Origin of the sequence: Streptomyces kurssanovii (assembly GCF_040677245.1) — a bacterium.
Classification (GTDB): Bacteria; Actinomycetota; Actinomycetes; order Streptomycetales; family Streptomycetaceae; genus Streptomyces; species Streptomyces kurssanovii.
Window position 1 is genome coordinate 23,203 of sequence record NZ_JBFAQK010000033.1, and the last position, 22,014, is coordinate 45,216.

General features: G+C 74.3%; 17 protein-coding genes. 15 read left to right on the forward strand and 2 right to left on the reverse strand.

The window, feature by feature from the left end; translation table 11 throughout:
- Nucleotides 1–113: 113 nt before the first annotated feature.
- The 12 genes from AB0K36_RS22270 (at nt 114) to AB0K36_RS22325 (ending at nt 15,256) form a co-directional block, all read left to right on the forward strand.
- Nucleotides 114–1,094 (forward strand): ABC transporter substrate-binding protein, encoded by a 981-nt coding sequence (locus tag AB0K36_RS22270; protein WP_364597075.1) that lies wholly within the window; start codon nt 114–116, stop codon nt 1,092–1,094.
- Nucleotides 1,091–2,062, forward strand: a complete 972-nt coding sequence (locus AB0K36_RS22275) for a FecCD family ABC transporter permease (RefSeq protein ID WP_364597078.1) — start codon at nt 1,091–1,093, stop codon at nt 2,060–2,062. The genes AB0K36_RS22270 and AB0K36_RS22275 overlap by 4 nt, the downstream gene beginning before the upstream one ends.
- The gene (locus AB0K36_RS22280) at nt 2,059–3,090 is read left to right on the forward strand and encodes a FecCD family ABC transporter permease (RefSeq protein WP_364597081.1); all 1,032 of its coding nucleotides are present in this window, start codon (nt 2,059–2,061) and stop codon (nt 3,088–3,090) included. The genes AB0K36_RS22275 and AB0K36_RS22280 overlap by 4 nt, the downstream gene beginning before the upstream one ends.
- Before the next feature lie 213 nt (nt 3,091–3,303).
- Nucleotides 3,304–4,158: an ABC transporter ATP-binding protein gene (locus tag AB0K36_RS22285; RefSeq protein WP_435877911.1), complete on the forward strand. Its 855-nt coding sequence runs from the start codon at nt 3,304–3,306 to the stop codon at nt 4,156–4,158.
- Between the two features lie 80 nt (nt 4,159–4,238).
- On the forward strand, nt 4,239–4,376 hold the full coding sequence (gene amiA, locus AB0K36_RS22290) for a streptamidine family RiPP (protein ID WP_364597084.1): 138 nt from the start codon (nt 4,239–4,241) through the stop codon (nt 4,374–4,376).
- 77 nt (nt 4,377–4,453) lie between these two features.
- A complete protein-coding gene (locus AB0K36_RS22295) occupies nt 4,454–5,326 on the forward strand; it encodes a hypothetical protein (RefSeq protein WP_364597087.1) in 873 nt (290 codons plus the stop codon).
- Nucleotides 5,327–5,544: 218 nt separating this feature from the next.
- Nucleotides 5,545–7,023, forward strand: coding sequence for a CocE/NonD family hydrolase (locus AB0K36_RS22300; RefSeq protein WP_364597166.1), 1,479 nt, complete (start codon nt 5,545–5,547; stop codon nt 7,021–7,023).
- A complete protein-coding gene (locus tag AB0K36_RS22305; RefSeq protein WP_364597090.1) occupies nt 7,020–8,387 on the forward strand; it encodes a YcaO-like family protein in 1,368 nt (455 codons plus the stop codon). Before AB0K36_RS22300 ends, AB0K36_RS22305 begins: the two co-directional genes overlap by 4 nt.
- 28 nt (nt 8,388–8,415) lie before the next feature.
- Nucleotides 8,416–9,780, forward strand: a complete 1,365-nt coding sequence (locus AB0K36_RS22310) for a nitroreductase family protein (protein WP_364597169.1) — start codon at nt 8,416–8,418, stop codon at nt 9,778–9,780.
- Nucleotides 9,777–11,513 (forward strand): ABC transporter ATP-binding protein/permease, encoded by a 1,737-nt coding sequence (locus AB0K36_RS22315; RefSeq protein ID WP_364597093.1) that lies wholly within the window; start codon nt 9,777–9,779, stop codon nt 11,511–11,513. The genes AB0K36_RS22310 and AB0K36_RS22315 overlap by 4 nt, the downstream gene beginning before the upstream one ends.
- Nucleotides 11,510–13,276, forward strand: a complete 1,767-nt coding sequence (locus AB0K36_RS22320; protein ID WP_435877910.1) for an ABC transporter ATP-binding protein — start codon at nt 11,510–11,512, stop codon at nt 13,274–13,276. Before AB0K36_RS22315 ends, AB0K36_RS22320 begins: the two co-directional genes overlap by 4 nt.
- 72 nt (nt 13,277–13,348) lie before the next feature.
- Entirely contained in the window at nt 13,349–15,256 is a 1,908-nt protein-coding gene (locus AB0K36_RS22325) for a hypothetical protein (protein WP_364597096.1), read from the forward strand.
- Nucleotides 15,257–15,444: 188 nt separating this feature from the next.
- Here AB0K36_RS22325 and AB0K36_RS22330 read toward each other — a convergent pair whose 3' ends face one another.
- Complete coding sequence (locus AB0K36_RS22330; protein ID WP_364597099.1) at nt 15,445–15,975, reverse strand: hypothetical protein; 531 nt, start codon at nt 15,973–15,975, stop codon at nt 15,445–15,447.
- An 80-nt stretch (nt 15,976–16,055) separates the two neighbouring features.
- Nucleotides 16,056–17,744 (reverse strand): PucR family transcriptional regulator, encoded by a 1,689-nt coding sequence (locus tag AB0K36_RS22335; protein ID WP_364597102.1) that lies wholly within the window; start codon nt 17,742–17,744, stop codon nt 16,056–16,058.
- A gap of 296 nt (nt 17,745–18,040) precedes the next feature.
- On the opposite strand from AB0K36_RS22335, the gene AB0K36_RS22340 reads away from it, so the two are divergent.
- The 3 genes from AB0K36_RS22340 to AB0K36_RS22350 are packed head-to-tail and all read left to right on the forward strand — an operon-like array spanning nt 18,041 to nt 21,902.
- Nucleotides 18,041–18,931, forward strand: a complete 891-nt coding sequence (locus AB0K36_RS22340; protein ID WP_364597105.1) for an FAD binding domain-containing protein — start codon at nt 18,041–18,043, stop codon at nt 18,929–18,931.
- 2 nt (nt 18,932–18,933) lie between these two features.
- On the forward strand, nt 18,934–19,524 hold the full coding sequence (locus tag AB0K36_RS22345) for a (2Fe-2S)-binding protein (RefSeq protein ID WP_364597108.1): 591 nt from the start codon (nt 18,934–18,936) through the stop codon (nt 19,522–19,524).
- 2 nt (nt 19,525–19,526) lie between these two features.
- Nucleotides 19,527–21,902, forward strand: a complete 2,376-nt coding sequence (locus AB0K36_RS22350) for a xanthine dehydrogenase family protein molybdopterin-binding subunit (protein ID WP_364597111.1) — start codon at nt 19,527–19,529, stop codon at nt 21,900–21,902.
- Nucleotides 21,903–22,014: the final 112 nt, after the last annotated feature.

Below are 22,014 nucleotides of genomic sequence, written 5' to 3' on the forward strand. Positions count from 1 at the left end.
TCCGGGGTCGGCGGTCGCGGAGGGCCGCGGTCGGACGGTGTTGTTGGTAATGATTATCATGTAGAAATGATGTCGGGTCACCCACCCGGCCCAGCCGAGACGAAAGAGATGCGATGCCGCGCAGAGCGATGAGGACCGTCCGCCGATGGGCAGCCGCCGCTGTCCTGGGAACCCTGCTGGCCGGCTGCGGGGCACCCGTCGACGAGGCCGGTGACAAGCCGGACGGCACGGGCCCGGCGGTCGACGTACGGGCCGAACCCATCACCCCGGCACGGAAGATCACCGACGCCGCGGGCGTCACCGTCACGACATCCGCCCCGCCCGAGCGGGTCGTCTGCCTCGTGGCACTCTGCGACGACATGCTCGCCGAACTCGGCATGCAGCCCGTTGCCACCAACTCACGGCTGCTCGCCCGGAAGGAATTCCTCGGCGAGAAGAAGGCCGCCGGGATCCCCGTCGTACCCGGCGGATTCATCAGCCCCGAGGCGGAGGCGATCCTGTCGCACGAGCCGGATCTCGTCATCGGACTCGAGGACACCCACGGCAAACTCGCCCCCGCGCTCAAGGGCGCCACCGTTTTCTGGCCCGTCCAGCCCCGCACGTGGGAGGACAGCGTCGGATACCTGCGCGACCTGGCCGCCCTGACAGGGCGTACGGAGCAGGGCGAGAAGGCCGAGCTCACCTTCCGGCAGAAACTCGCGGATGCCCGGGCCGCGAAGAGCGACAGGACCGCACTGATCATCTTCGGGAGCGACGAGAACTTCGGCGTCGCCACCCCCGGCACCGACGTCGCCGCCGGACTGTTCCCCGGCATCTCCCACTATCCGTGGAAGAGCCGTGGCATCGAAGGCTCCTACAGCATGGAGGAGATCCTGGCGCGCGACGTCGACGTCCTCTTCGTCGAGACGCTCTCCTTCGGCGGCCCCTCCGAGGGCAAACTGTCCGACCGGCTCGCCAAGAACCCGCTCTGGTCGCAGATCCCCGCCGTCAGGAACGGCCAGGTGTACGAGGTCGACCCCGAGGTGTGGGCCAAGGGGCGCGGCACCCGGTCCCTGAGCATCGTCCTCGACGAGGCCACGGCCAAGCTGCGGTGAAGCGCCGGATCGCCGCCGCCGGCGGACTGCTGACGGCGGCGGTGCTGTGCGCGCTGTCCCTCGGCACGCCGTACGTACCGCCGCTCGAACTGCCCGCCGCCCTCGGCGGCGACGGGCTCGCCGGCCTCGTCGTCACCGAACTGCGCGTGCCCCGGCTCGTCCTGGCGCTCGTCGCCGGGGCCTGCCTGGGCGCCGCCGGCCTGGTCCTCCAGGAGGCGCTGCGCAACCCGCTCGCCGTGCCCGAGATGCTCGGCGTCTCCTCCGGCGCGGCGCTCGGCGTCGCCGCGCCCCTCGTCCTCGCCCTCTCCGTGCCCCTGGCCGTACAGCCGCTGCTCGCCGTCGGCGGCGCCGCGGTCGGAGGCGTACTCACCCTGCTCGCCGCCGGTTTCGGGCGCAGTCCCTCCGCGGTCCTGCTCACCGGCGCCGCGGTCGCCGCGGCGCTGCAGGCGGCGCTGCTGGTCCTGATGGTGCTGGCCGACCAGCTCGACCTCCAGCTCATCTACCGCTATCTGCTGGGCAGTCTGTCCGCGCGGACCTGGCAGGACGTCACCGGGCTCTGGCCGTGGCTCGCGGCCGCCGTGCCCGCGCTCGTGCTGTGCGCGCCGGTGCTGTCCGTGCTGCGGCTCGGCGACGACGACGCCCTGGCACTCGGCGTACGGGTGCGGCGGGCCAGATTCGCCGCCCTCGCCATCGCCGTCGTGCTGATCGCGCCGGTCGTCGCCGTCTGCGGGCCCGTCGCCTGGGTCGGCTTCCTCGCACCCCACCTGGCCCGGCGGCTCGACCCCCGGGGCGACGCGGTGCGATGGCTGCCCTGGTCGGTGGTGTGCGGCGCCTTGGTCGTCGCCTGTGCGGACCTCCCCGCCCGGCTCGCGCTGGCACCCGTCGAGACACCCGTCGGCGCCTGGACCGCGCTGCTCGGCGTGCCCGCCGGGGTCGCCCTCATGAGGAGAAGGGCGGCCGTGGCATGAGCGCTCTCGCACCCCTCACCGCACGGCGGTGGCCGCTCGTCCTCACCGCGCTGCTCGTCCTCACCGTCGGCTGCGCCGACCTGGTGGCCGGGCGGTCGCTGGACGCCAGGGACGTGTGGCAGGTGTTCGGCGGTGACGGCGACCCGGCCGCACGTCACATCGTGCTCCGGCTCCGGCTGCCCAGGACCCTCGTCGCACTGACCGCGGGCGCCGGCCTGGGACTCGCGGGCATGGTCCTGCAGTCCGCCCTGCGCAACCCGCTCGCCGGCCCGGAGGTCACCGGCGTCACCCCCGGCGCGGTGCTCGGCGCCGTGACCGCGACCGGCCTCGGACTGGCGGGGTGGCGCTCACCCGCGGCCGTGGTGGTCGCGGCCTGCGTCGGCGGATTCGTGGGCGCCGGGCTGCTGTGGCTGCTGACCGGCCGGGAGAAGTCGGACCCGGCGCGGACGGCCGTCCACGGAGTCCTCGTCTCCGCGGTCCTCAGCGGGCTCACGGCGATGGTCCTGCTCGTCGCGCCCGGAGAACTCGGCAGCGTCGTCCAGTGGCTGGTGGGCTCCACCGAGGGCCGCGTGTGGGAGCACTGGGTCCTGCTGTGGCCGTGGGCGTCGGTGTGGGCGATCGCCGCCTGGATCATGGCCGGGCCGCTGACCCTGCTGCGCTGCGGAGACGAACAGGCCGCCGCGGCGGGCCTGGCCACGGGCCGGGCCCGCGCGGCGGCACTCGGGTGCGCCGTCGCACTCACGGCGGGCGCGGTCTCCGCCGTCGGCGCGCTCGGCTTCGTCGGACTCCTCGTCCCCCACCTGGCGTTCGCCGTCTTCGGCGCGGACCTGCGCCGCGCCCTGCCCGGCGCGGCGCTGCTGGGCGCGGCGGTCGTGACCGGAGCCGACGCGGGCGCCCAATGGCTGTCGCGCGCGCTGGCCGGGGCGCTGGACATGGACCGGCTGTCCGTACCGACGGGCGCGCTGACGACATGCGTCGGGGCCGCCCTGCTGCTGGCGGTCGCGAGGCGCGGAACGGGCCCCGAGTGACGCCGCAGCGGGGGCGCCCGGCCGCCCCGTCCGCCGCACCGCGTATGCGGTGCGGTGGCGAGAACCTGCCGCACCGCGCGGGCGGTGCGGCGGCAGGAATCCGGCGGGCCGCGCCTGCGGTGCGGCGGCAAGAACCCGGCGGCCCGCGTATGCGGTGCGGGCGGCAGGAACCCGGCGGCCAGGGCCGCCCTTTCACGGAGGAAACCCATGACCATGGCCACCCGCCAGGACGCCGACGCCGGAGCACGGCAGGCGGAGCGGCAAGGGACGCTGCACATCGAGGGCGTGCGCTTCGGATACGGCCGGCGGGAGGTGCTGAGCGGGGTCGATCTCGACATCAGGACCGGCGAGAGCGTCGCCCTGGTCGGCCTCAACGGCTGCGGCAAGAGCACCCTGCTGCGCCTGTGCGCCGGGCTGCTCACACCCGCGGCCGGCCGGGTGCTGCTCGGCGGCGACGACCTCGCCCGGCTGTCGCGCAGGAACACGGCGCGCCGGGTCGCCCTGCTGCACCAGTCCGCCCCTGCCGTACCGGGCATGACGGTACGTCAACTCGTCAGGCAGGGCCGCTACGCGGACCGGGGCCCGCTGGGGATGCTCAGGGACGGTGACGACGCCGTCTGCGCACGGGCCATGGCCGACGTCGGGGTCGGCGAGTGGGCGGACCGGCCCGTCGATTCCCTGTCGGGCGGCGAGCGGCAGCGCGTACGGCTGGCGATGGCCCTCGCGCAGGACACCCGTGTGCTGCTCCTCGACGAACCCACGACCTATCTCGATCTGCGCCACCAGCTCGAGGTCATGCAGACGGTCGTCCGGCTCCGGGAGGAGCGCGGACTGACCGTCGTGATGGTGCTGCACGACCTCGGGCACGCGGCGCGGTTCGCCGAGCGGATCGTGGCCCTGCGGGCGGGCGCCGTGGCCGCCGACGGTCCGCCCGCCGAGGTCGTCACGCCCGGTCTGCTCGCCGAAGTCCTGGGCGTGGCAGGGCGCGTGGGGCGTGACCCGGAGGGTGGGTGGCCCGTGTGTTACCCGGATCACCCCCTTCCCCTCGACGAACCCCTTGCGAAATGAAAATCATATTCATTAGTCTGGGTGTCGCCGCCGCACAGTCCGGGCGGCGCAGCCAGGAACCGACGAATGGAGAGCAACTCATGGAGCAGCACAAGGTCTTCAGCCCGATCGCCGAGCAGGGCCAGCTCGCCCACCTGTCCGCCACCCACTCCAACGCCCTCGTCGAGAACCCCTTCGAGGACAGCGCCGCCGCCGTCGAGACCGACAGCGACAAGTAGTCCCCGCCATCGGGCCCGCCCGGAACACCGTTCCGGGCGGGCCCGACCCGCATCCGCCTCTCACCCCAGGAGAACCCGTGGCCACCGCGCGACTCGCCCCAGGCGTCGCCCTCGTCACCGTCCCCGGCCAGGGCCTCGCCGTCCGGACGCCCGACGGCGAGTTCCTCCGCGTCGACACCGGCGCGGTGGCACCGGACGCCGTCGTCGCACACCTGACCGGCGGTCACGGCCGCCCGGCGCTCACCGGGACAGGCCGACCGGACCACGGCCCGGCCGCGACGGCACCCGGCCCGTCCGCCCCCGGCGCCGACGGGGGTGAACTCGCGGGCCTGGTCGCCGCGTTCGACGACGCCGGCTTTCTCGTCCGCGAGGAGGCCGGCATCCGCGGGCCGCTCGCCGGACGCACCGTCGTCGTCCTCGGCGACGACGTGCTGACCGAGCCGCTGACCCGGTTCGTACGGGCGGAGGCCGGCGAAGTCCGCCGTGCGACACGGCTCACGGACCTGGCCGACGAGCCGTCACCCGACGCTGTCGTCTGGTGCCTCGACTCGCCCGTGCCGCACGGGCTGTGGGACGAGGCGGACCGGCTGCCGGCCCGCGGGGCCGGCTGGTTGCGCTGCCACCGCGAAGGCACGACGGCGTGGCTCGAACCGCTCGCGGCCGCCCCGGGGGACGTCACCTCGGCCGACGTACGGCTCCGACGGCTCGCCGCGACGCCCGCCCACCGTGAACTCGCCGCCTACTGGGCCGCATCGTGCACCCACGACACCGGTCCGGCGCACACGGCGGCCTCCGCCGCCCTCACGGCCTGCCTGCTGACCGCCGATCTCATCGCGTGGGCGTCGGGCCGGGGCGGCTCGCGCCGGCTGCGCCGCGTCGACCTCCGCGACCTCACGGTCGACGAGCACACCGTGCTGCCGGTCCCCGCCGTCGCACCGCTGACGCGATGACGACCGGACCGACGAACGGAGGCCGGCCCGCCCACGGGTCGCGCTCCGCGTCGCCTGTGCCGGGGCGTACGGCAGCGTCCGGGTGTCAGCCCGGGCCCGTGCCGGAAGCCGCGCCCGCGCCGGGCAGTGCCGTCGCCGCATCGGACCGCACTGGGCCGGTGTCGAAGCGTGCGCCCCTGCCGGAACACGTCCCCCTGCCCGAGCCCGTCTTCGTACGCGTGGCCGTCGGCGGGGCGGGTCTCGTCACCACCGTGCAACTGCCCGGTGGCGACGGGCCCTTCCCAGCCGTCGTCCTGCGCACCCCGTACGACCGGCGCAGCCATCGCGGCGAGGCCCGCGCCTGGGCCGCCAGAGGCTTCGCCGCCGTGGTCCAGGACGTCCGCGGCCGGTACGCGTCCGACGGCGACTGGCAGCCCTACCGGCACGAGGAGGCCGACAGCGCCGCCACGCTCCGCTGGGTCCGCGGCCGGTCCTGGTCGGACGGACGGGTCGTCGCCGCCGGCTCCTCGTACGCGGCCCACTGCGCACTCGCGGCCGTCGGAGACGGCGACCCCCGGAGCAGGCCGGACGCCGTGATCGCCGCCGTACCCGCTCTCGGTCTCGCGGAGACCGCCCGCGAAACCGGCGGCGTGGAGCGGCTGTCGGCCCGCGCGGGCTGGTGGGCGGCGCACGGAGACCGGCCCGACTCGGACACGGCGGCCCTCGACAAGGCCCTCGCGCGTGACCCCCGGCTCCTCGATCACCTGCCCCTGGTCCGTCTCCCGGAGCGGCTCGGGCGCCCGCTCCCCTCCTGGCCCGGGCTATGGGCCGCGCCCCACCGGCCCACGCCCGTGCCCCGCGCGCCGGTCCCGCTCCTCGCCGTGGGCGGCACCCGCGACCCGTTCGCCGACGACACGCTGCGGCTCTGGCTCGATTGGGGCGGCCCCGCACGGCTGCTCCTCGGACCGTGGGGCCACGGCCTGACCTCCGAGCCCGCCCCGGAGGCGCGCCCCGGGCACCGGCTGCGGCTCGGCGACCTGTACGCACGGTGGGCACGCGCCGCCCTCGACGGCGTTCTGCGCCACGAACGCCGGGGTGCCGTCGCCCTCGGCGGCAGCGAACACTGGTACCCGGCACCGCACGGCACGGGCGAGCGGACCGCCTGGCCGTTCGGCGTCCCGAGCGGCCTGCGGCTCCTCCAGGGCGGAACCTTCGTCGCCGACCCAGAACGCCCCGTCCGCTCCGACGACTTGAGCGTCGAACGCCGTGACGTCCCCGACCGCGCGCTGCTCGTCGCCCCGCCGCTGCCCCGCCCCCTCGACCTGTGCGGCGCCGCGGAGGCGGAGCTGTGCGGGACCGCCGCCACCCCCACCGCCGACTGGGCCGTGCGCCTGGTGGCCCTCGATCCGGACGGCCGTGCCCGGCCGCTCGCCACCGGCATCGTCCGCAGGTCGGACCCGGCCGGCGAGGTGGCCCGGTTCCGGGTGCCGCTCGGCCTCGTGGCCCACCGGCTGCCCGCGGGGACGCGGCTGCGCGTGGAGGTGGCCGGACACCACTTCCCCGCCCACGCCCGCAACCCGCACACCGGCGAGGACCCCGTCCACGCCACCCGTCTCACCGCCTCACGCAGGACCCTGCGGCCCGCCGGCAGCAGCCTCCTGCTGCCCGTCGTGCGCGGCCGCCGGCCCATCGACCCCGTACAGGAGACATGCAGTTGACCAGCCCCCTGACCCTCGACGCGCTCGTGGACCCCGTCTGCGGGCTGATACGCGCCGTGGAGCCCGTACCGCACCCCGCGGGCGCACCTCCCCGCTACACCGCCATGACCGCGGACGTGGGTGACGCACGCCGCTTCGGGGCGTGGCCGGCCGACCGGGTGTCGCTCGGCACCACGTTCGGCGATCCCGAAGGCGCGCGGATCGCGGCGGTCGCCGAGGCCGTGGAGCGCTACTGCGGCAACCGGCTGCCCCCCGCGGGACACCCCGACGCGCCCCGCCGGGCCACGGCCGCGGAACTGCTGTCGGAGGGCCGCACCCTCTACGGGCCCGGGGACCTGCCCGTCTACGCCGACTGGCAGTACGAACGCCACCGGTTCGAATACGGCCGTCTCACCCCCGACACCCCCGCGCTGTGGACCCGCGCGCAGGAGGCGGGAGAGGAATGCTGGGCGCCCGTCGCGCTGACCCATCTCAACTGGCGGCAGGGCGGGTTGCGGGACCTGCCCCGTACCCACCACCTCAACTACGCGGGCATCGCCACCGGTCAGGGCTTCGACGACGCCGTCGAACGGGCACTCCTCGAGGTCGTCGAGCGGGACGCCCTCGAACTGTGGTGGCACCTCGACGGCCCCACCCGCGGCATCGACCCCGGCTCCGTCCCCGGCCTCGCCCGCGACCTGGACGGCTGCGGCCTCGAGGTGTCCGTCGTCGAGATGCCCTCCGAGTTCGCGCCGTGCATGGCCGCCCTCGTCCACGACCCCGCGCGGGGCATCCACGCAGCCGGCTTCGCCTGCCGCTACGACCCGGCGGAAGCCGTCCGCAAGGCCGTCCTGGAGGCCGTGCACACCTGGGTGTTCACGCAGGGCGCCGCCGACGCGGACGGCTGGGTCTTCCGGGCGATCGACGCCGGGATGCTGGCACGCGGCCTCTACCTGGACCACCGTGCCGACCGCCGCTACCTCGACGACTGCGGACCCGATTTCCGTGCCGTCCGTGACCTCGGCGCACACGTCCAGGTGTGGCTGGATCCCCGGACGGCGCCGCTGGCCGACCGCTTCACCCGTCCCGCCCTGGGCGTCGTACCGGTCGGCGAGGTCGCGCACGGCGGCCGGGCCGCTCTGGAGGCGCGCCTCGCGGCCGGCGGGCACCGGGTCGTCACCCTGGACCTGACCACGGAGGACGTCGCGGAGACACCGCTGCGGGTGGCCCGTGTGCTCGTCTCCGGACTCGTGCCCAACGCGCCCGCGGCGTTCGGCTACTTCGGCTGTCCGCGGTTCGCGGATGCCGCGGTCGGACGCGGCTGGCGCGCACACGCGCCCACCGGGCCCGGTGACTTCACGCTCACGCCGCCCCCGCACATGTGAGGCGGTGACGGTGTCGCATTCGCCCTTGGTGACCGAAGCGCTGGCCCTGGCCCGTTCCCCGGCGGACCCCGGCCCCGACCTTCCCGCGGGGCCGGCGGCCGTACCCCTGCGCGGCGACGCGCTGCCCGTCCCGGCCTGCCTGGACCGCACCCTGCGGCTCTCGCTCGCGGGCGACAGACTGCGGCCCGCGCCCTCGGCCGGCGCGCTGCACCCCGTGGACACGTATCTGCTGCTCGGGACCGGCTGCGGGCTTCCGCCGGGCGTCTACGCCTACGACCCGGCGCGCCACCGCCTGCACCGGCACGGCCCGGCGCCGGAACCGGCACCGGCGGGCGCCTTCGCCGTCCTGGGCGTGACCGCTCGCCGCACGGTGTCGCACTACGGCCACCGCGCCTGGCCCCTGGTGCTGCTCGACGCGGGCCACGCGGCGGCCGCGCTCGCCCTGGCGGGCGCGCACACGGTGTGCCTGGACGAGGACGGCGGGCTGCTGTCCGCAGCGGCCGGGGGCGTGCCGGTCGCCCTGGCCGCCGTCCAGTTGCTTCCCGGGGATCACGGCGCGCTCGCGCGCTGGGCAGCGGGCCGGGACAGCTCCGTGTCGCCACCGTGGGCCCAGGAACCACCGGGCTGCCTGCGCACGGCGCTGCGCGTTCTCGCCGAGCTCACCGACTCCGGGGGCGCCCAGGGCAGTTGGAGGGCGGTCGTCGGCCAGGAACCCGACGACTCCGTGCTGCTGACGCGGCGCAGCGCGTCCCCGGGCTTCCACGGATTGCCGTCGGACGCCGTGCTGGCGCGGATCCTCGCCGCCGCGGAGACCGCGTCACCCGCGGGCCCACGCTGGTGCCTGGCGGTGGGCGGGCCACGACCCGGCCTGCTGACGAGCCGCCCGTCGGCCCCGTCGGCCCCGTCGGCCCGGGACAGGGTTGCACCCGGCGGGGCGACCGCGCACGGAGACCTCGTCCCGCCCCGCGGGCGGACCGTCACCCTCCACCGACTCGCCTCCGGTGACGTGCTGCCCGCACTCGCCCACTGGGGCGCCCGGCAGGGCTGGATCGCGCGGGCCGGGGCCGTGCTCCTCGCGTACGGCTGCCCCGCGGGAGCCCCAGTCGCCCGGGTCCGGCACGACCACCTCGCCGCCGGATACGGCATCGGCCACGCCCAGGCAGCGGCCACCGCCGCCGGCGTGCCGTCACGGCCCGTCGGCTCCTGGCAGGGCGCGGACCTCGGGGCCGCGCTCGGCGGCCCGGCCGGGCAGGACTGGGTGGTCCACGGCCTGGCCCTCGGCCGTAGCCCCGTTGACGGCCGTGCGACCCAACCGACGGCCGGCCGTGCGACAGCAGGTCCCAGCACCGGCCGTGCGACAGGCCGTACGAACCAAGGAGACGAACCGTCATGATGCTCCACCCGGAGCTGCTGCGCGCCGCGCGTACCGCGCGCCGCCCCCTGCTCACGGCCACCGCGCTCCTCGCGGCCGTCGCGGTCACCCATCTCGCGCAGGCGGTCCTGCTCGCCCTCGCCCTGGCCCGCATCGCCCGCGGGGACACCGGCGGCCTCCCGCCGCTGCTCGGCGCGGTGCTCGCCGCCGTCCTCGCCCGCGCCGTCCTCGGGCGCGCGCAGCGGCGCGTCGCGGTGAACGCCGGAGCGGCCGTACGCACCGGGCTGCGCGACGAACTGCTCGTACGCCTCGGCAGAAAGGGGCCCCCGCGACACGCCGACGCGCGTGCCGGAGCCGTACGGGCCACCCTCGTCGACGGCGTCGAGGGAGTCGACGCGTACGTCTCCCGCTACCTGCCCCAACTGCTCATCACCTGCTCCGTGCCGCCGCTACTCGTGCTCGCCGTGGCTGTCGTGGAGCCGTGGGCCGTCGTCGCGCTGGCCCCCGCCCTCGTGCTCGCGCTGTTCGCGCCTCGCTGGTGGGACAAGCTGCTGGAGCGCCGCGGGCAACAGCACTGGGGCGCGTACGAGGCCCTGTCCGCCGACTATCTCGAGGCGCTGCAGGGCATGCCCGCCCTGCGCGCCGCCGGCGCGGTCGGACGCACCAGGGCGCGGCTGGAGGAGCGTTCACGCGAACTGCACCGCGCCACGGTCGCCAAACTCCGCGTCTCGCTCGTCGACACCGGACTCACCGACCTCGCCGTGCAGGGCGGCACGGTCGCCGCCGCGCTCGTCGCGTGCGGCGCCGCCGTGTCGGGACACGCCCCCTCCACGAGCACGTATCTGGTGCTGATGCTCGCGGCCGAGTGCTTCCGCCCCGTGCGGGACCTGTCCAGGGAATGGCACTCCGGGTACCTCGGGGTGTCTGCCGCCGACGGGATCGCCGCTCTGCGCACGGCGGAGGGCGGCGTACCCGACACGGGACGGACCGTCGCCGCGTGGTCCGCCGCCCCCGAAGTCCGCTTCGAGAAAGTGGACTTCACGCATCCCGGAGGGGGACGCCCCGCCCTCGAGGGTGTGACCTTCACCGCTCCCGCCGGCCGTGTCACGGCGGTCGTCGGGCCCTCCGGCGCCGGCAAGTCGACGCTGCTGGGCCTGCTGCTCCGCCGTGCGGACCCGGACCGGGGCCGGGTCCTCGTCGACGGCCTCGACGCCTGCGCGTACACGCTCGACTCGCTGCGCCGCGGCATCGCGGTCGTCTCCCAGGAGACGTACCTCTTCCACGCCACGGTCGCGGACAACCTGCGCCTCGGCGCCCCCGGGGCCAGTGACGCCGCCCTGCACGACGCCGCCCGGGCGGCCGGCATCCACGACGAGATCGTCCGGCTGCCCCACGGCTACGGGACACAGGTCGGCGAACGCGGTGCCACCCTGTCCGGCGGTCAGCGTCAACGCCTGGCCTTGGCACGGGCGTTGCTCGCCGACGCGCCCGTCCTCGTGCTCGACGAGGCCACCAGTGCCGTGGACGAACGCCGCGAGGCCCGCATCGTCGGCGAACTGCTGTCGGCCGCCCGCGGCCGCACCTGCCTCGTCGTCGCCCACCGTCTCGACTCCGTACAGGACGCCGACCGCATCGTCGTCCTCGACGGCGGACGCGTCGACGCCGTCGGTGACCACGCGGCCCTGCTCGCGGGGGACGGCGTCTACGCGCGCCTCGTCGCGGCCGGACGCACCACAGAAGGAAAGGCCGCATGAATACCGGACAAGAGGCCGGGCGGACGGCTCCGCCAGAGGCTGAACAGAGGATCGAACGAGGCGCTCTGCGCGCCCTGTTGCCGGTGCTCGACGCCCATCGGGCCATGGCCGTCCGCACGTTCGTCGCGGCCCTCGCCGACCAGGCGGCCCTCGTCGCCCTGGTCACACTCACCGCGCACACCGTCGGCACGGCCGTCGTCGAACGACAGGCTCCCGGCCCCGTGACGATCACCACACTCCTGGTGCTCGTCACCGTGCGCGCCCTCGCCACCTGGCGCGAGATGGACCTTTCGCACGATCTCGCCTACCGCGTCCTGGCGGAACTGCGCGTCCGGGTCTTCGACGGGCTCGCCCGCAGCGCGCCCGCGCGCATCCGAGGACGACGCAGCGGCGACCTGGCCTCCGCCGCCCTCGGCGACGTGGAGGCCCTGGAGTTCTTCTACGCCCACGCGGTGGCTCAACTTCTCGCCTCCGCAGTGGTGTTCGGCGGCGGATCGGTGGTGCTCGCGGTGCTCGAACCATGGCTGCTGCTGCCCGTGCTGCCCGTCGCGGCGCTGCTCGCCCTCGCGCCGCCGCTGGAGTCCCGTGGCCGCGCGGTGCGCGGCGCCCGGACCCGGGCCGCGGCGGCCGACCTGTCGGCGGAGGCCGTGGAGAGCGTCGACGGACTCCGGGAGCTCCTGGCCTTCGGCGCGCTCGACGCCCGCCGCGAACGGCTCCGTGCCCACGGCCGCGCCCTCGGCGAGGCCCAGCGGTCGGAGCAGGCCTGGGAAGCGGACGCGGCCGCCGTGCGCGACCTGCTCGTCGTCGTGGCCGTCGTCGGGGTCGTCCTGGCCGCCGCGCACACCGTCGCCGGCGCTTGGGCGCCCGCGGCGATGGCGCTGGCGCTCGGCGTGCTCGCGCCGGTCGCCGACTCGGCCGCCGCGCTCGGCCAGGCGGGCGGGCTGCGGGCCGCGGCGGCGCGGGTGGGCGCGGCCGTACGGGCCCCGGCGGGCGCACCCGCGCCGGCTGCACCCCGGCCGCTGCCCGGAGGGCCGCTCGGCGTGCGGCTGCGGGGCGTGCGCTTCGACTACGGCGACCGGGCCGTGCTCGACGGCCTCGACCTGACGGTCCGGCCCGGCGAGACGCTCGCCCTCGTCGGCGTCTCCGGCGCCGGCAAGTCGACGTGCGCGTATCTGCTGGCGCGGTTCTGGGACCCGGCGTCGGGCGCGGTCGAACTCGTCCCGGAATCCGGCCCACCCGTCGACCTGCGCGACCTGGCCGAGACCGACCTGCGCGGCGCCGTGTCCGTCGTCGGCCAGGACGCGCCGCTGTTCCACGGGACGCTGGCGGAGAACCTCCGCCTCGCCGCACCCGACGCGGACGCGGCGGCCTTCGCGGAGGCGGCACGCGTGGCCGGGGTCGACCGGATCGCCGCGGACCTGTCCGACGGGTACCAGACGCGCGTCGGCGAACGCGGCACGACCCTGTCCGGCGGCCAGCGCGCCCGCATCGCCCTCGCCCGCGCCCTGCTGACGCGCCCGCGCGTACTGGTCCTGGACGAGACGACGGCCAACCTCGACACGGAGGGCGACGCGGCGGTGTCGGCGGCGCTGAAGGACGGCGCGCACCTTCGCACGACCGTGATCGTGGCCCACCGCCCGTCGACGATCCGCCGCGCGGACCGGGTGGCGGTACTCGAAGCGGGGCGGGTCGTGCAGACGGGGACGTGGGCGGAACTGGTGGCGGAGGGGGGCGCGTTCGCGCGGGTGCTGGCGCGGGGGTGACCCTGGCTCCTGCCCGAGCGGCGGTGGGCCGCATCGCGACCGGTGTCGGACCCGTCCGTTACGGTTCCGGCCGTGAGAGCACCTGATGAACTCGGCGCAGTCGACTGGGCGTCGTACTGGCACGCGCGGGGCGGAGCGGACGACGTCCCGGAGCTGATCCGGGCCCTGTACGGGCGGGAGCAGAAGGGCGCGGACCACGCGCTCGCCACGCTGTGGGACGTGCTCCTGCACCAGGAGTCGGTCTACCCGGCCACGGTCGAGGCAGTCCCCTTCCTCGCGCACGCCGCCGCTCATGTCTCGCGTCTGCGGGCGGGTCTGCTGAAGATCCTCGCCGGCACGGCGGGCGAGGGCGAAAGGCCGCGGGGTGAGAACGAGGAGGAAGGGCGCCGGCGGGTCGCGGCCCTCGTCCCCGCACTTTTGCCGTTCCTGACCGACGACGACGCCGATGTGCGGCGGGCCGTCGTGAGGATCTCGCCCCTGGCGACCGGCCGAGCCGTACGGGTGGTGCTGGAAGAACTGGCCGCCCGGTACAGGGCCGATCCGGACGCCTGGATCCGTGCGGACGCCCTGGCGGTGCTGACGCGCCTCGATCCGGACGCGGAAGCTGTCCGGCACCGGCTGGACACGGCATTGCAGGACAGGACCCCCGCAGTGCTTACCGTGGCGGCGCTTGAGCTTCTGGAGCGGTCCGGGACGCCGCATCCGCCGGAAACGGTGAGGGTCCTGGCCGAGCAGGCCGGCCGGGCCGGTCCTGCGGACAGCGGACCGTTCCCCGGTGTCGGCGACACCTGGCACCGTATCGAGCGAGTCCTCGACGAGGATCCGGCGAGCAGTGTGGCTGTGGCCCACCGGTGGATCGGGGACGGGAACCGTGTCGGGAACGGGTGGCGACGGGCCGATCGGCTGGCCGCCGTCTGGCGCGACAAGGAGGACGAGGCCGTCGAGCTCCTCGGCGAGGCCCTGAAGCGGCAACGGGATCCGCGGTGCCGGCTCCGGATACTGGAATCCGTGGCCCGTTGGCTGCCGGGCACCACGCGCCCATTGCAGCCGGTGCTCAGCGACGCCCTGCTCACACATGCGCTTTCCGACGACCGGTGGGTCGCCTCCGCCGCCCAACTCGCCCTGGGGCGCCTGGGCGATGACCGCCTCCTTGCTGCGGTGACGGACCCGGCCGCGGAAGCCCTGGACGCGCTTGCCGCTCGTACCGGCCGGCTCGAACACCAGCGACTCGCCCTGCGCGCGACCGGGTCGCGCCCACCGAGCGGCGTACTCGCCACGCTCACACCCGAATCGGCCACCGCCCTGATGTCCGAGCTCAAAGAGCTGCTGCGCCCCCGCCGCACCCTTGTCCCTGTCGCGCGCAGGCTCGGCGACCTCGGCGTGGGGGACGCCGAAGTGATTGTGCTCCTCTATGAGGCCGCCGGCCCCGCCGAGCACCCGGGCGACTCCGACGACTTCGACGACTTCGACTTCGACCACCCCGGCTTCAGCCCCTCCGACGAAGAGGTCGCGGTTGCGGCGGCGGTCGCCGAAGCCCGCCTGGGAGGATCCGCGGAACCGGCCGTCGCCCTGCTCCAGAAGCAGTTGGCCGTCTCGGCCGGGCACTGGCGGCTGGAGGACGCGGCCCTCCTCGGCCCGGCCGGTGCGCCGTTGCTACCGCTCGTAAAGAAATTCCTCGACGCGTCGTACGAGTGGACACGCACGCACGCGGCCGAGGCGCACTGGCGGATCACCGGCGACCCGTACCCCGTGGCCGTCCCCGTCTTCACCGCGCTCGCCGGTCCCGAACCGGTGGGGATCCTGGCTCTGGAGAGGCTGATCGAGATCGGCTACGCCCCCGACGAACTGCGGACCGAGTTGCATCACTGGGCACACTCCGAAAGACGCCTCGCAGCCGTCGACCCATGGAGCTTCGCCAGCCCCCGCCACGACGACGACCGGCTCCGCGACGCGTCACTGGCCCTGCTGCGCTCCCTGTGAGCGAGGACCGGCCGGCCTCGCCCGGTCCGGCCCGCCGCTCCATCGCCGTGTAAGGAACGAGAGGGGCGGGAGGGTCGCTCGTGCACGCTTGCCTTTCGCCCAGGCGTCGGCGTTCCGGCGGATGTTTGCAGATGGGCCAGCTGTTTGCCGCCCCTCTGTGGTGCGGTGTCACGCCGCCATTCGTCGGTCTACGGAGCCGCAAGGCGCCGGGTCCGGGTTCCCCTGCGCAGATTCGCGAAGGGCGGTTTGCCGTGCAGGCGGACGAACTCGTCGATCAAGTCGGCCTCAGCATGTGCTGGATCAAGGTCCGGTGTGAGGCACCAGGCGACGAGCAGGGCCGAGGAGTCGTCGAGCTGCCAGATGTAGCGGCCTCCCCAGTGGCCGGCCGAACCGGTGCCCGACCTGGCGTACTGCCTCAGCCTTCCCCTCAGCCCATGCTCCGCCCTCTCTCCGGCAGCCGCCTTGCCGATGTAGAGGACGTGGGCGCCTTCGACCCATTCGAGAGCCAGTTGCTCCGGCGGGACGGACGGATCGCGCTGCCTGCGCCGTCCCGCAGGACTCGTCGTCAGAAAGCGCGGCGGGCCGAGAGACGACCGCAGCACCACGGAGACGCCGCCCTCCGCGGGCACGTCACTGCTCGGCAGCCCGCTGAACGGGATGAAGCCGCAGAACCCGCGCGCCTCGAGGTTGTGCTGCGTCAGCCCTGTATCGGCGTGCATCGTTGCACCTCTCGCAAGTGCCGGACCCGGCAGAGAGAGTATCCGCCGGGACCCGGCATGGACGGGACGAGAACGCCCCCTCAGCTCATCCGCAACGCCAGGAAGAAGTCCAGCTTGTCCTCCAGGCGCGACAGGTCACGCCCCGTCAGCTGCTCGATGCGGCCCACCCGGTATCGCAGCGTGTTCACATGCAGATGCAGGCGCGTCGCGCAGCGGGTCCAGGAGCCGTCGCTGTCGAGGAACGCCTCCAGCGTGGGGATGAGTTCCGCGCGGTGGCGGCGGTCGTAGTCCCGCAGCGGGTCCAGCAGACGGGCCGTGAAGGCGCGGCGGACGTCGTCGGGGACGAACGGCAGCAGCAGGACGTGCGAGGCGAGTTCGTGGTGGCCCGCGGCGCACACCCGGCCGGGTCGTGCCGCGGCCACGCGGCGGGCGTGGCGGGCCTCCTCGAGGGCGCCGCGCAGGGCCTCCGCCGAGTGCACGGCCGCGCTGACGCCCAGCGTGAGGCGCCCGTCGTCGGCCAGGCCGGCGGTCAGCGGGGCGCGTACGGACTCGAGGAGTGCGTCGGCGTGCAGGCCGGCGTCCACCGGGGGCGGGTCCTCGTCGTCGAGGCCGCCGAGGCCCACGACCGGCAGCGGCACCAGGGCGATCGCCTCGTCGCCGGTGTGGGCGACGGCGATCCGGTCGGCGGACTCGGCCCCGGCCGCCGACGGGTCGACGAGGATCTCCTCGAGGAGCGACTGGGCCACCGGCCCGGTCTCGACGGTGGCGTCGGCGCCCCAGTCGACGCGGGCGACGATCACCTGCCAGTGCGGCGCCGCGCCGAGGCCCGGCAGCAGTACGGGCGCGGCGACCCGCAGCCGTGCCGCGATCTCCGCGGGGGCCGCGCCGGTCTGCACGAGTTCCAGGACCTCCTGGGCGAGCCGCCGCCGTACCGTACGGGCCGCCTCGCGCCGGTCCCGTTCCACGGCGATCAGCTGGGTGACGCCCTGGAGCAGGTCGAGCCGTGCCTCCGGCCAGTCGGCGGCGTCCGCCTCCACGGCCAGCAGCCAGTCGGAGAGCACGCCCTCCCGTACGTCCCTGACGGCCGGCGAGGCTCCCCTTCCGGTGTTGCGGATCGGGAAGAGGGAGTAGGCCACCCCGCGTACGACGGTCCGGTGCGGCGCGCGCCGGCCGGTGCGTACGGCGGCGAGGTGTTCGCCGGCGAGCGTCGCGCCGACCTCCGCCGGCAGCCCTTCGCCGACGCCGGCGATCTGCCGCCCGGTCGGGGACAGGACCCAGGCCCGGAGGTCCAGGTCCGAGCCGAGCAGATCCAGTACGGCGTCCGGGCCGCCGCCCGCCGGACCGGACGTCATCAGCCGTCTGTGTCTGTCGACGACTGCCGCGAGGTCTCCGGCCCGTTCACCGGAGACCTGCCGTACGACGTATTCGGTGATCGTCGCGAACGCGACGGATTCGTTCACTGCGAACAGCGGCAGCCGGTGGCGCAAACACGCCTGGACCAGATCGTCGGGGATGTCGCCGAGTTCCGCCTCGCCCGCGGCCAGCCCCGCGACCTGTGCGGCGGCGAGGATCCGGACGAACGGCTCCGAGTCCGCCGCGCCGTGCCGCCAGGCGAGGCCGGTGAGCACCAGTTCGCCGCCGGACAGGTACCGGCTCGGGTCGCGCAGGTCCGTGGTCATCACGCCACGTACGCCGCGGTCGAGCTCGTCCTCGCCGCCGAGCAGCCGCAGCCCCAGCGCGTCGTTCTCCAGCAGTGCGCGCAGCCGCATCTCGTCGCCGCCGATCTGTCTCGTTGTTGCCGGTCATGGCCAAAGATCTGCCGCCGGCGTTTCCATGGGGGAACGGTGAGGTTGCTGATCTCCGCCTTTCGTTCGAATCTACAAGACGAGGGACGCGGCCAGCCAACTCCTTCATGGTTTCGGTGACTGCACCGCCCGGATCCGGCCTTGTGTACTGGACCACACAGCGTGAACAGCAGATGAACGACGGCATATGACACGTCGAGGGCCGGTCGTCCCGGGCCACTGCGCCGAACGACCTCCGATCGAGAAGAAGAGAGCCACCCATGGACTTCCTTCGCCCCGCCAGCTGGGAGGAGGCGCTCGCCGCCAAGGCAGAGCACCCCACGGCTGTCCCCATCGCGGGTGGCACCGATGTGATGGTCGAGATCAACTTCGACCACCGCAGGCCGGAGTACCTCCTCGACCTGAACCGCGTCGGTGAGCTCACCGAGTGGGAGGTCGGCGGCGAAAGTGTCCGGCTGGGCGCCTCCGTCCCGTACACCGCGATCATGGAGAACCTGCGCGCCGAGCTGCCCGGGCTCGCGCTGGCGTCCCACACGGTCGCCTCGCCGCAGATCCGCAACCGCGGCGGTGTCGGCGGCAACCTCGGCACCGCGTCCCCGGCCGGCGACGCCCACCCGGCGCTGCTCGCCGCCGGGGCCGAGGTCGAGGCGGAGTCCGTACGCGGCTCCCGCATGATCCCGATCGACGAGTTCTACACCGGCGTCAAGCGCAACGCGCTCGCCCCCGACGAGCTGATCCGCGCCGTCCACATCAAGAAGGCCGACGGGCCGCAGCAGTTCTCCAAGGTGGGTACCCGCAACGCCATGGTCATCGCCGTGTGTGCGTTCGGTCTCGCCCTGCACCCCGAGACCCGCACGGTGCGTACCGGTATCGGGTCCGCCGCCCCCACCCCGGTGCGGGCGAAGGCCGCGGAGGAGTTCCTGAACGCCGCGCTGGAAGAAGGCGGATTCTGGGAGAGCGGGAAGATCATCACCCCGTCGATCGCCAAGCAGTTCGCGGAGCTCGCCTCCGGCGGCTGCAACCCGATCGACGACGTGCGCGGCACGGCGAAGTACCGCCGCCACGCGGTCGGCATCATGGCCCGCCGCACGCTCGGCTGGACCTGGGAGCAGTACCGCGGCACCGCCCGCACGCTGGAAGGAGCTGCATAACGATGCGCGTCAATTTCACCGTCAACGGACGCCGGCAGGAAGCGGACGACGTCTGGGAGGGCGAGAGCCTGCTCTACGTGCTGCGTGAGCGCCTGGGTCTGCCCGGTTCGAAGAACGCCTGTGAGCAGGGTGAATGCGGCTCCTGCACGGTCAGACTCGACGGCGTTCCGGTCTGCTCCTGCCTGGTCGCCGCCGGCCAGGTCGAGGGCCGCGAGGTGGTCACCGTCGAGGGGCTGGCCGACTACGCCAAGCAGCGGGAGCAGAGCGCATGCGGGACGGGCGCCTGCGGCACCAGCCTCCAGGACGCCCAGCAGTGGTCCGCGCAGGGAAGCGACTCGCAGACCGGCGAGGGAACCGAGCTCTCCCCGATCCAGCAGGCCTTCATCGACGCGGGCGCCGTGCAGTGCGGCTTCTGCACCCCGGGCCTGCTGGTCGCCGCCGACGAGATGCTGGAGCGGACCCCGTCCCCCTCGGACGAGGACATCCGCGAAGCGCTGTCCGGCAACCTCTGCCGCTGCACCGGCTACGAGAAGATCCTCGACGCTGTGCGCCTCGCGGCCGCCCGTCAGGGAAACCAGGAAGCGACGGTCTGACGATGGCCACCACCGGCACCCCCACGAAGCTCACCCAGAAGACCCAGGGCGGCATCGGCGAGTCCACGCTCCGGCCCGACGGCACGCTCAAGGTCACGGGAGAGTTCGCGTACTCCTCCGACATGTGGCACGAGGACATGCTCTGGGGCCAGATCCTGCGCTCCACGGTCGCGCACGCCGAGATCGTCTCCATCGACACCTCGGAGGCGCTCGCCCAGGCCGGCGTCTACGCCGTCCTCACCTACGACGACCTGCCGACCGAGGTGAAGAACTACGGTCTGGAGATCCAGGACACCCCGGTCCTCGCCCACGGCGTCGTGCGTCACCACGGCGAGCCCGTGGCGCTGGTCGCCGCCGACCACCCGGAGACCGCGCGCCGCGCCGCCGCCAAGATCAAGATCGAGTACAAGGAGCTGCCCCTCGTCACCGACGAGGCCTCCGCGACCGCGCCGGACGCGCCGCTGCTGCACCCCGGCCGCGACGACCACCACGCCGGCCATGTGCCGCACCCGAACATCGTGCACCGCCAGCCGATCGTGCGCGGCGACGCCGACGAGGCCGCCAAGCGGGCCGACGTCATCGTCTCCGGCGAGTACACCTTCGGCATGCAGGACCAGGCGTTCCTCGGACCCGAGTCCGGTCTCGCCGTGCCGGCCGAGGACGGCGGCGTGGACCTGTACGTCGCGACCCAGTGGCTGCACTCCGACCTGCGGCAGATCGCCCCGGTACTCGGCCTGCCCGAGGACAAGATCCGGATGACGCTCTCCGGCGTCGGCGGCGCGTTCGGCGGCCGCGAGGACCTGTCGATGCAGATCCACGCCTGCCTGCTGGCGCTGCGCACCGGCAAGCCCGTCAAGATCGTCTACAACCGCTTCGAGTCCTTCTTCGGGCACGTCCACCGCCACCCGGCGAAGCTCTGGTACGAGCACGGCGCCACCCGCGACGGCAGGATCACGCACATGAAGTGCCGGATCGTGCTGGACGGCGGCGCCTACGCCTCCGCCTCGCCGGCCGTCGTCGGCAACGCCTCCTCGCTCTCCGTCGGCCCGTACGTCATCGACGACGTCGACATCGAGGCGATCGCGCTCTACACCAACAACCCGCCGTGCGGCGCCATGCGCGGCTTCGGCGCGGTCCAGGCGTGCTTCGCCTACGAGGCGCAGATGGACAAGCTGGCGAAGGCCCTCGCCATGGACCCCGTCGAGTTCCGGCAGCTCAACGCCATGGAGCAGGGCACGCTGCTGCCGACCGGCCAGCCGGTCGACTCGCCCGCCCCGGTCGCCGAACTGCTGCGCCGCGTCAAGGCCCGCCCGCTGCCGCCCGAGCGCCAGTGGGAGTCCACCGAGGGCGCGGACGTCCGCGCGCTGCCCGGCGGCCTGTCCAACACCACGCACGGCGAGGGCGTCGTACGGGGCGTCGGTTACGCGGTCGGCATCAAGAACGTCGGCTTCTCCGAGGGCTTCGACGACTACTCCACCGCCAAGGTGCGCATGGAGGTCATCGCGGGCGAGCCCGTGGCCACCGTGCACACCGCGATGGCGGAGGTCGGCCAGGGCGGTGTCACCGTGCACGCCCAGATCGCCCGCACCGAGCTCGGCGTCTCGCAGGTCACGATCAGCCCCGCCGACACGCAGGTCGGCTCAGCGGGCTCCACGTCCGCCTCCCGCCAGACCTATGTCACCGGCGGCGCCGTGAAGAACTCGTGCGAGCTGGTCCGCGAGAAGGTCCTGGAGATCGGCCGCCGCAAGTTCGGCAGCTACCACCCGGCCTGGGCCACCGCCGAGCTGCTGCTCGAGGGCGGCAAGGTCGTCACCGACGGCGGCGAGGTACTGGCCGACCTGGTGGACCTGCTGGAGGACGAGGCCGTCGAGATCGAGGCCGAGTGGCGCCACCGCCCCACCGAGGCGTTCGACCTGCGCACCGGGCAGGGCAACGGCCACGTCCAGTACTCCTTCGCCGCGCACCGCGCGGTCGTCGAGGTGGACACCGAGCTCGGTCTCGTGAAGGTGATCGAGCTGGCCTGCGCCCAGGACGTCGGCAAGGCACTCAACCCGCTGTCCGTCATCGGCCAGATCCAGGGTGGCACCACCCAGGGCCTGGGCGTCGCGGTCATGGAGGAGATCATCGTCGACCCGAAGACCGCGAAAGTCAGGAACCCGTCCTTCACGGACTACCTGATCCCCACCATCCTCGACACGCCGACCATCCCGGTCGACGTGCTCGAACTCGCCGACGACAACGCCCCCTACGGGCTGCGCGGCATCGGCGAGGCCCCCACCCTGTCGTCCACCCCGGCCGTCCTCGCGGCGATCCGGAACGCGACGGGACTGGAACTGGACAGGACGCCGGTGCGCCCCGAGCACCTCACCGGCACCTGATCCTCTCCGCACTTCTCCGGGCGGTGCGTGCCATGCCTCCAAGGAACCAGCCGGTTCCCCGCAGGCCCGCGCCGCCCGGGGAGAACAAGTGCCGCACCGCTCGCGGCCGCAG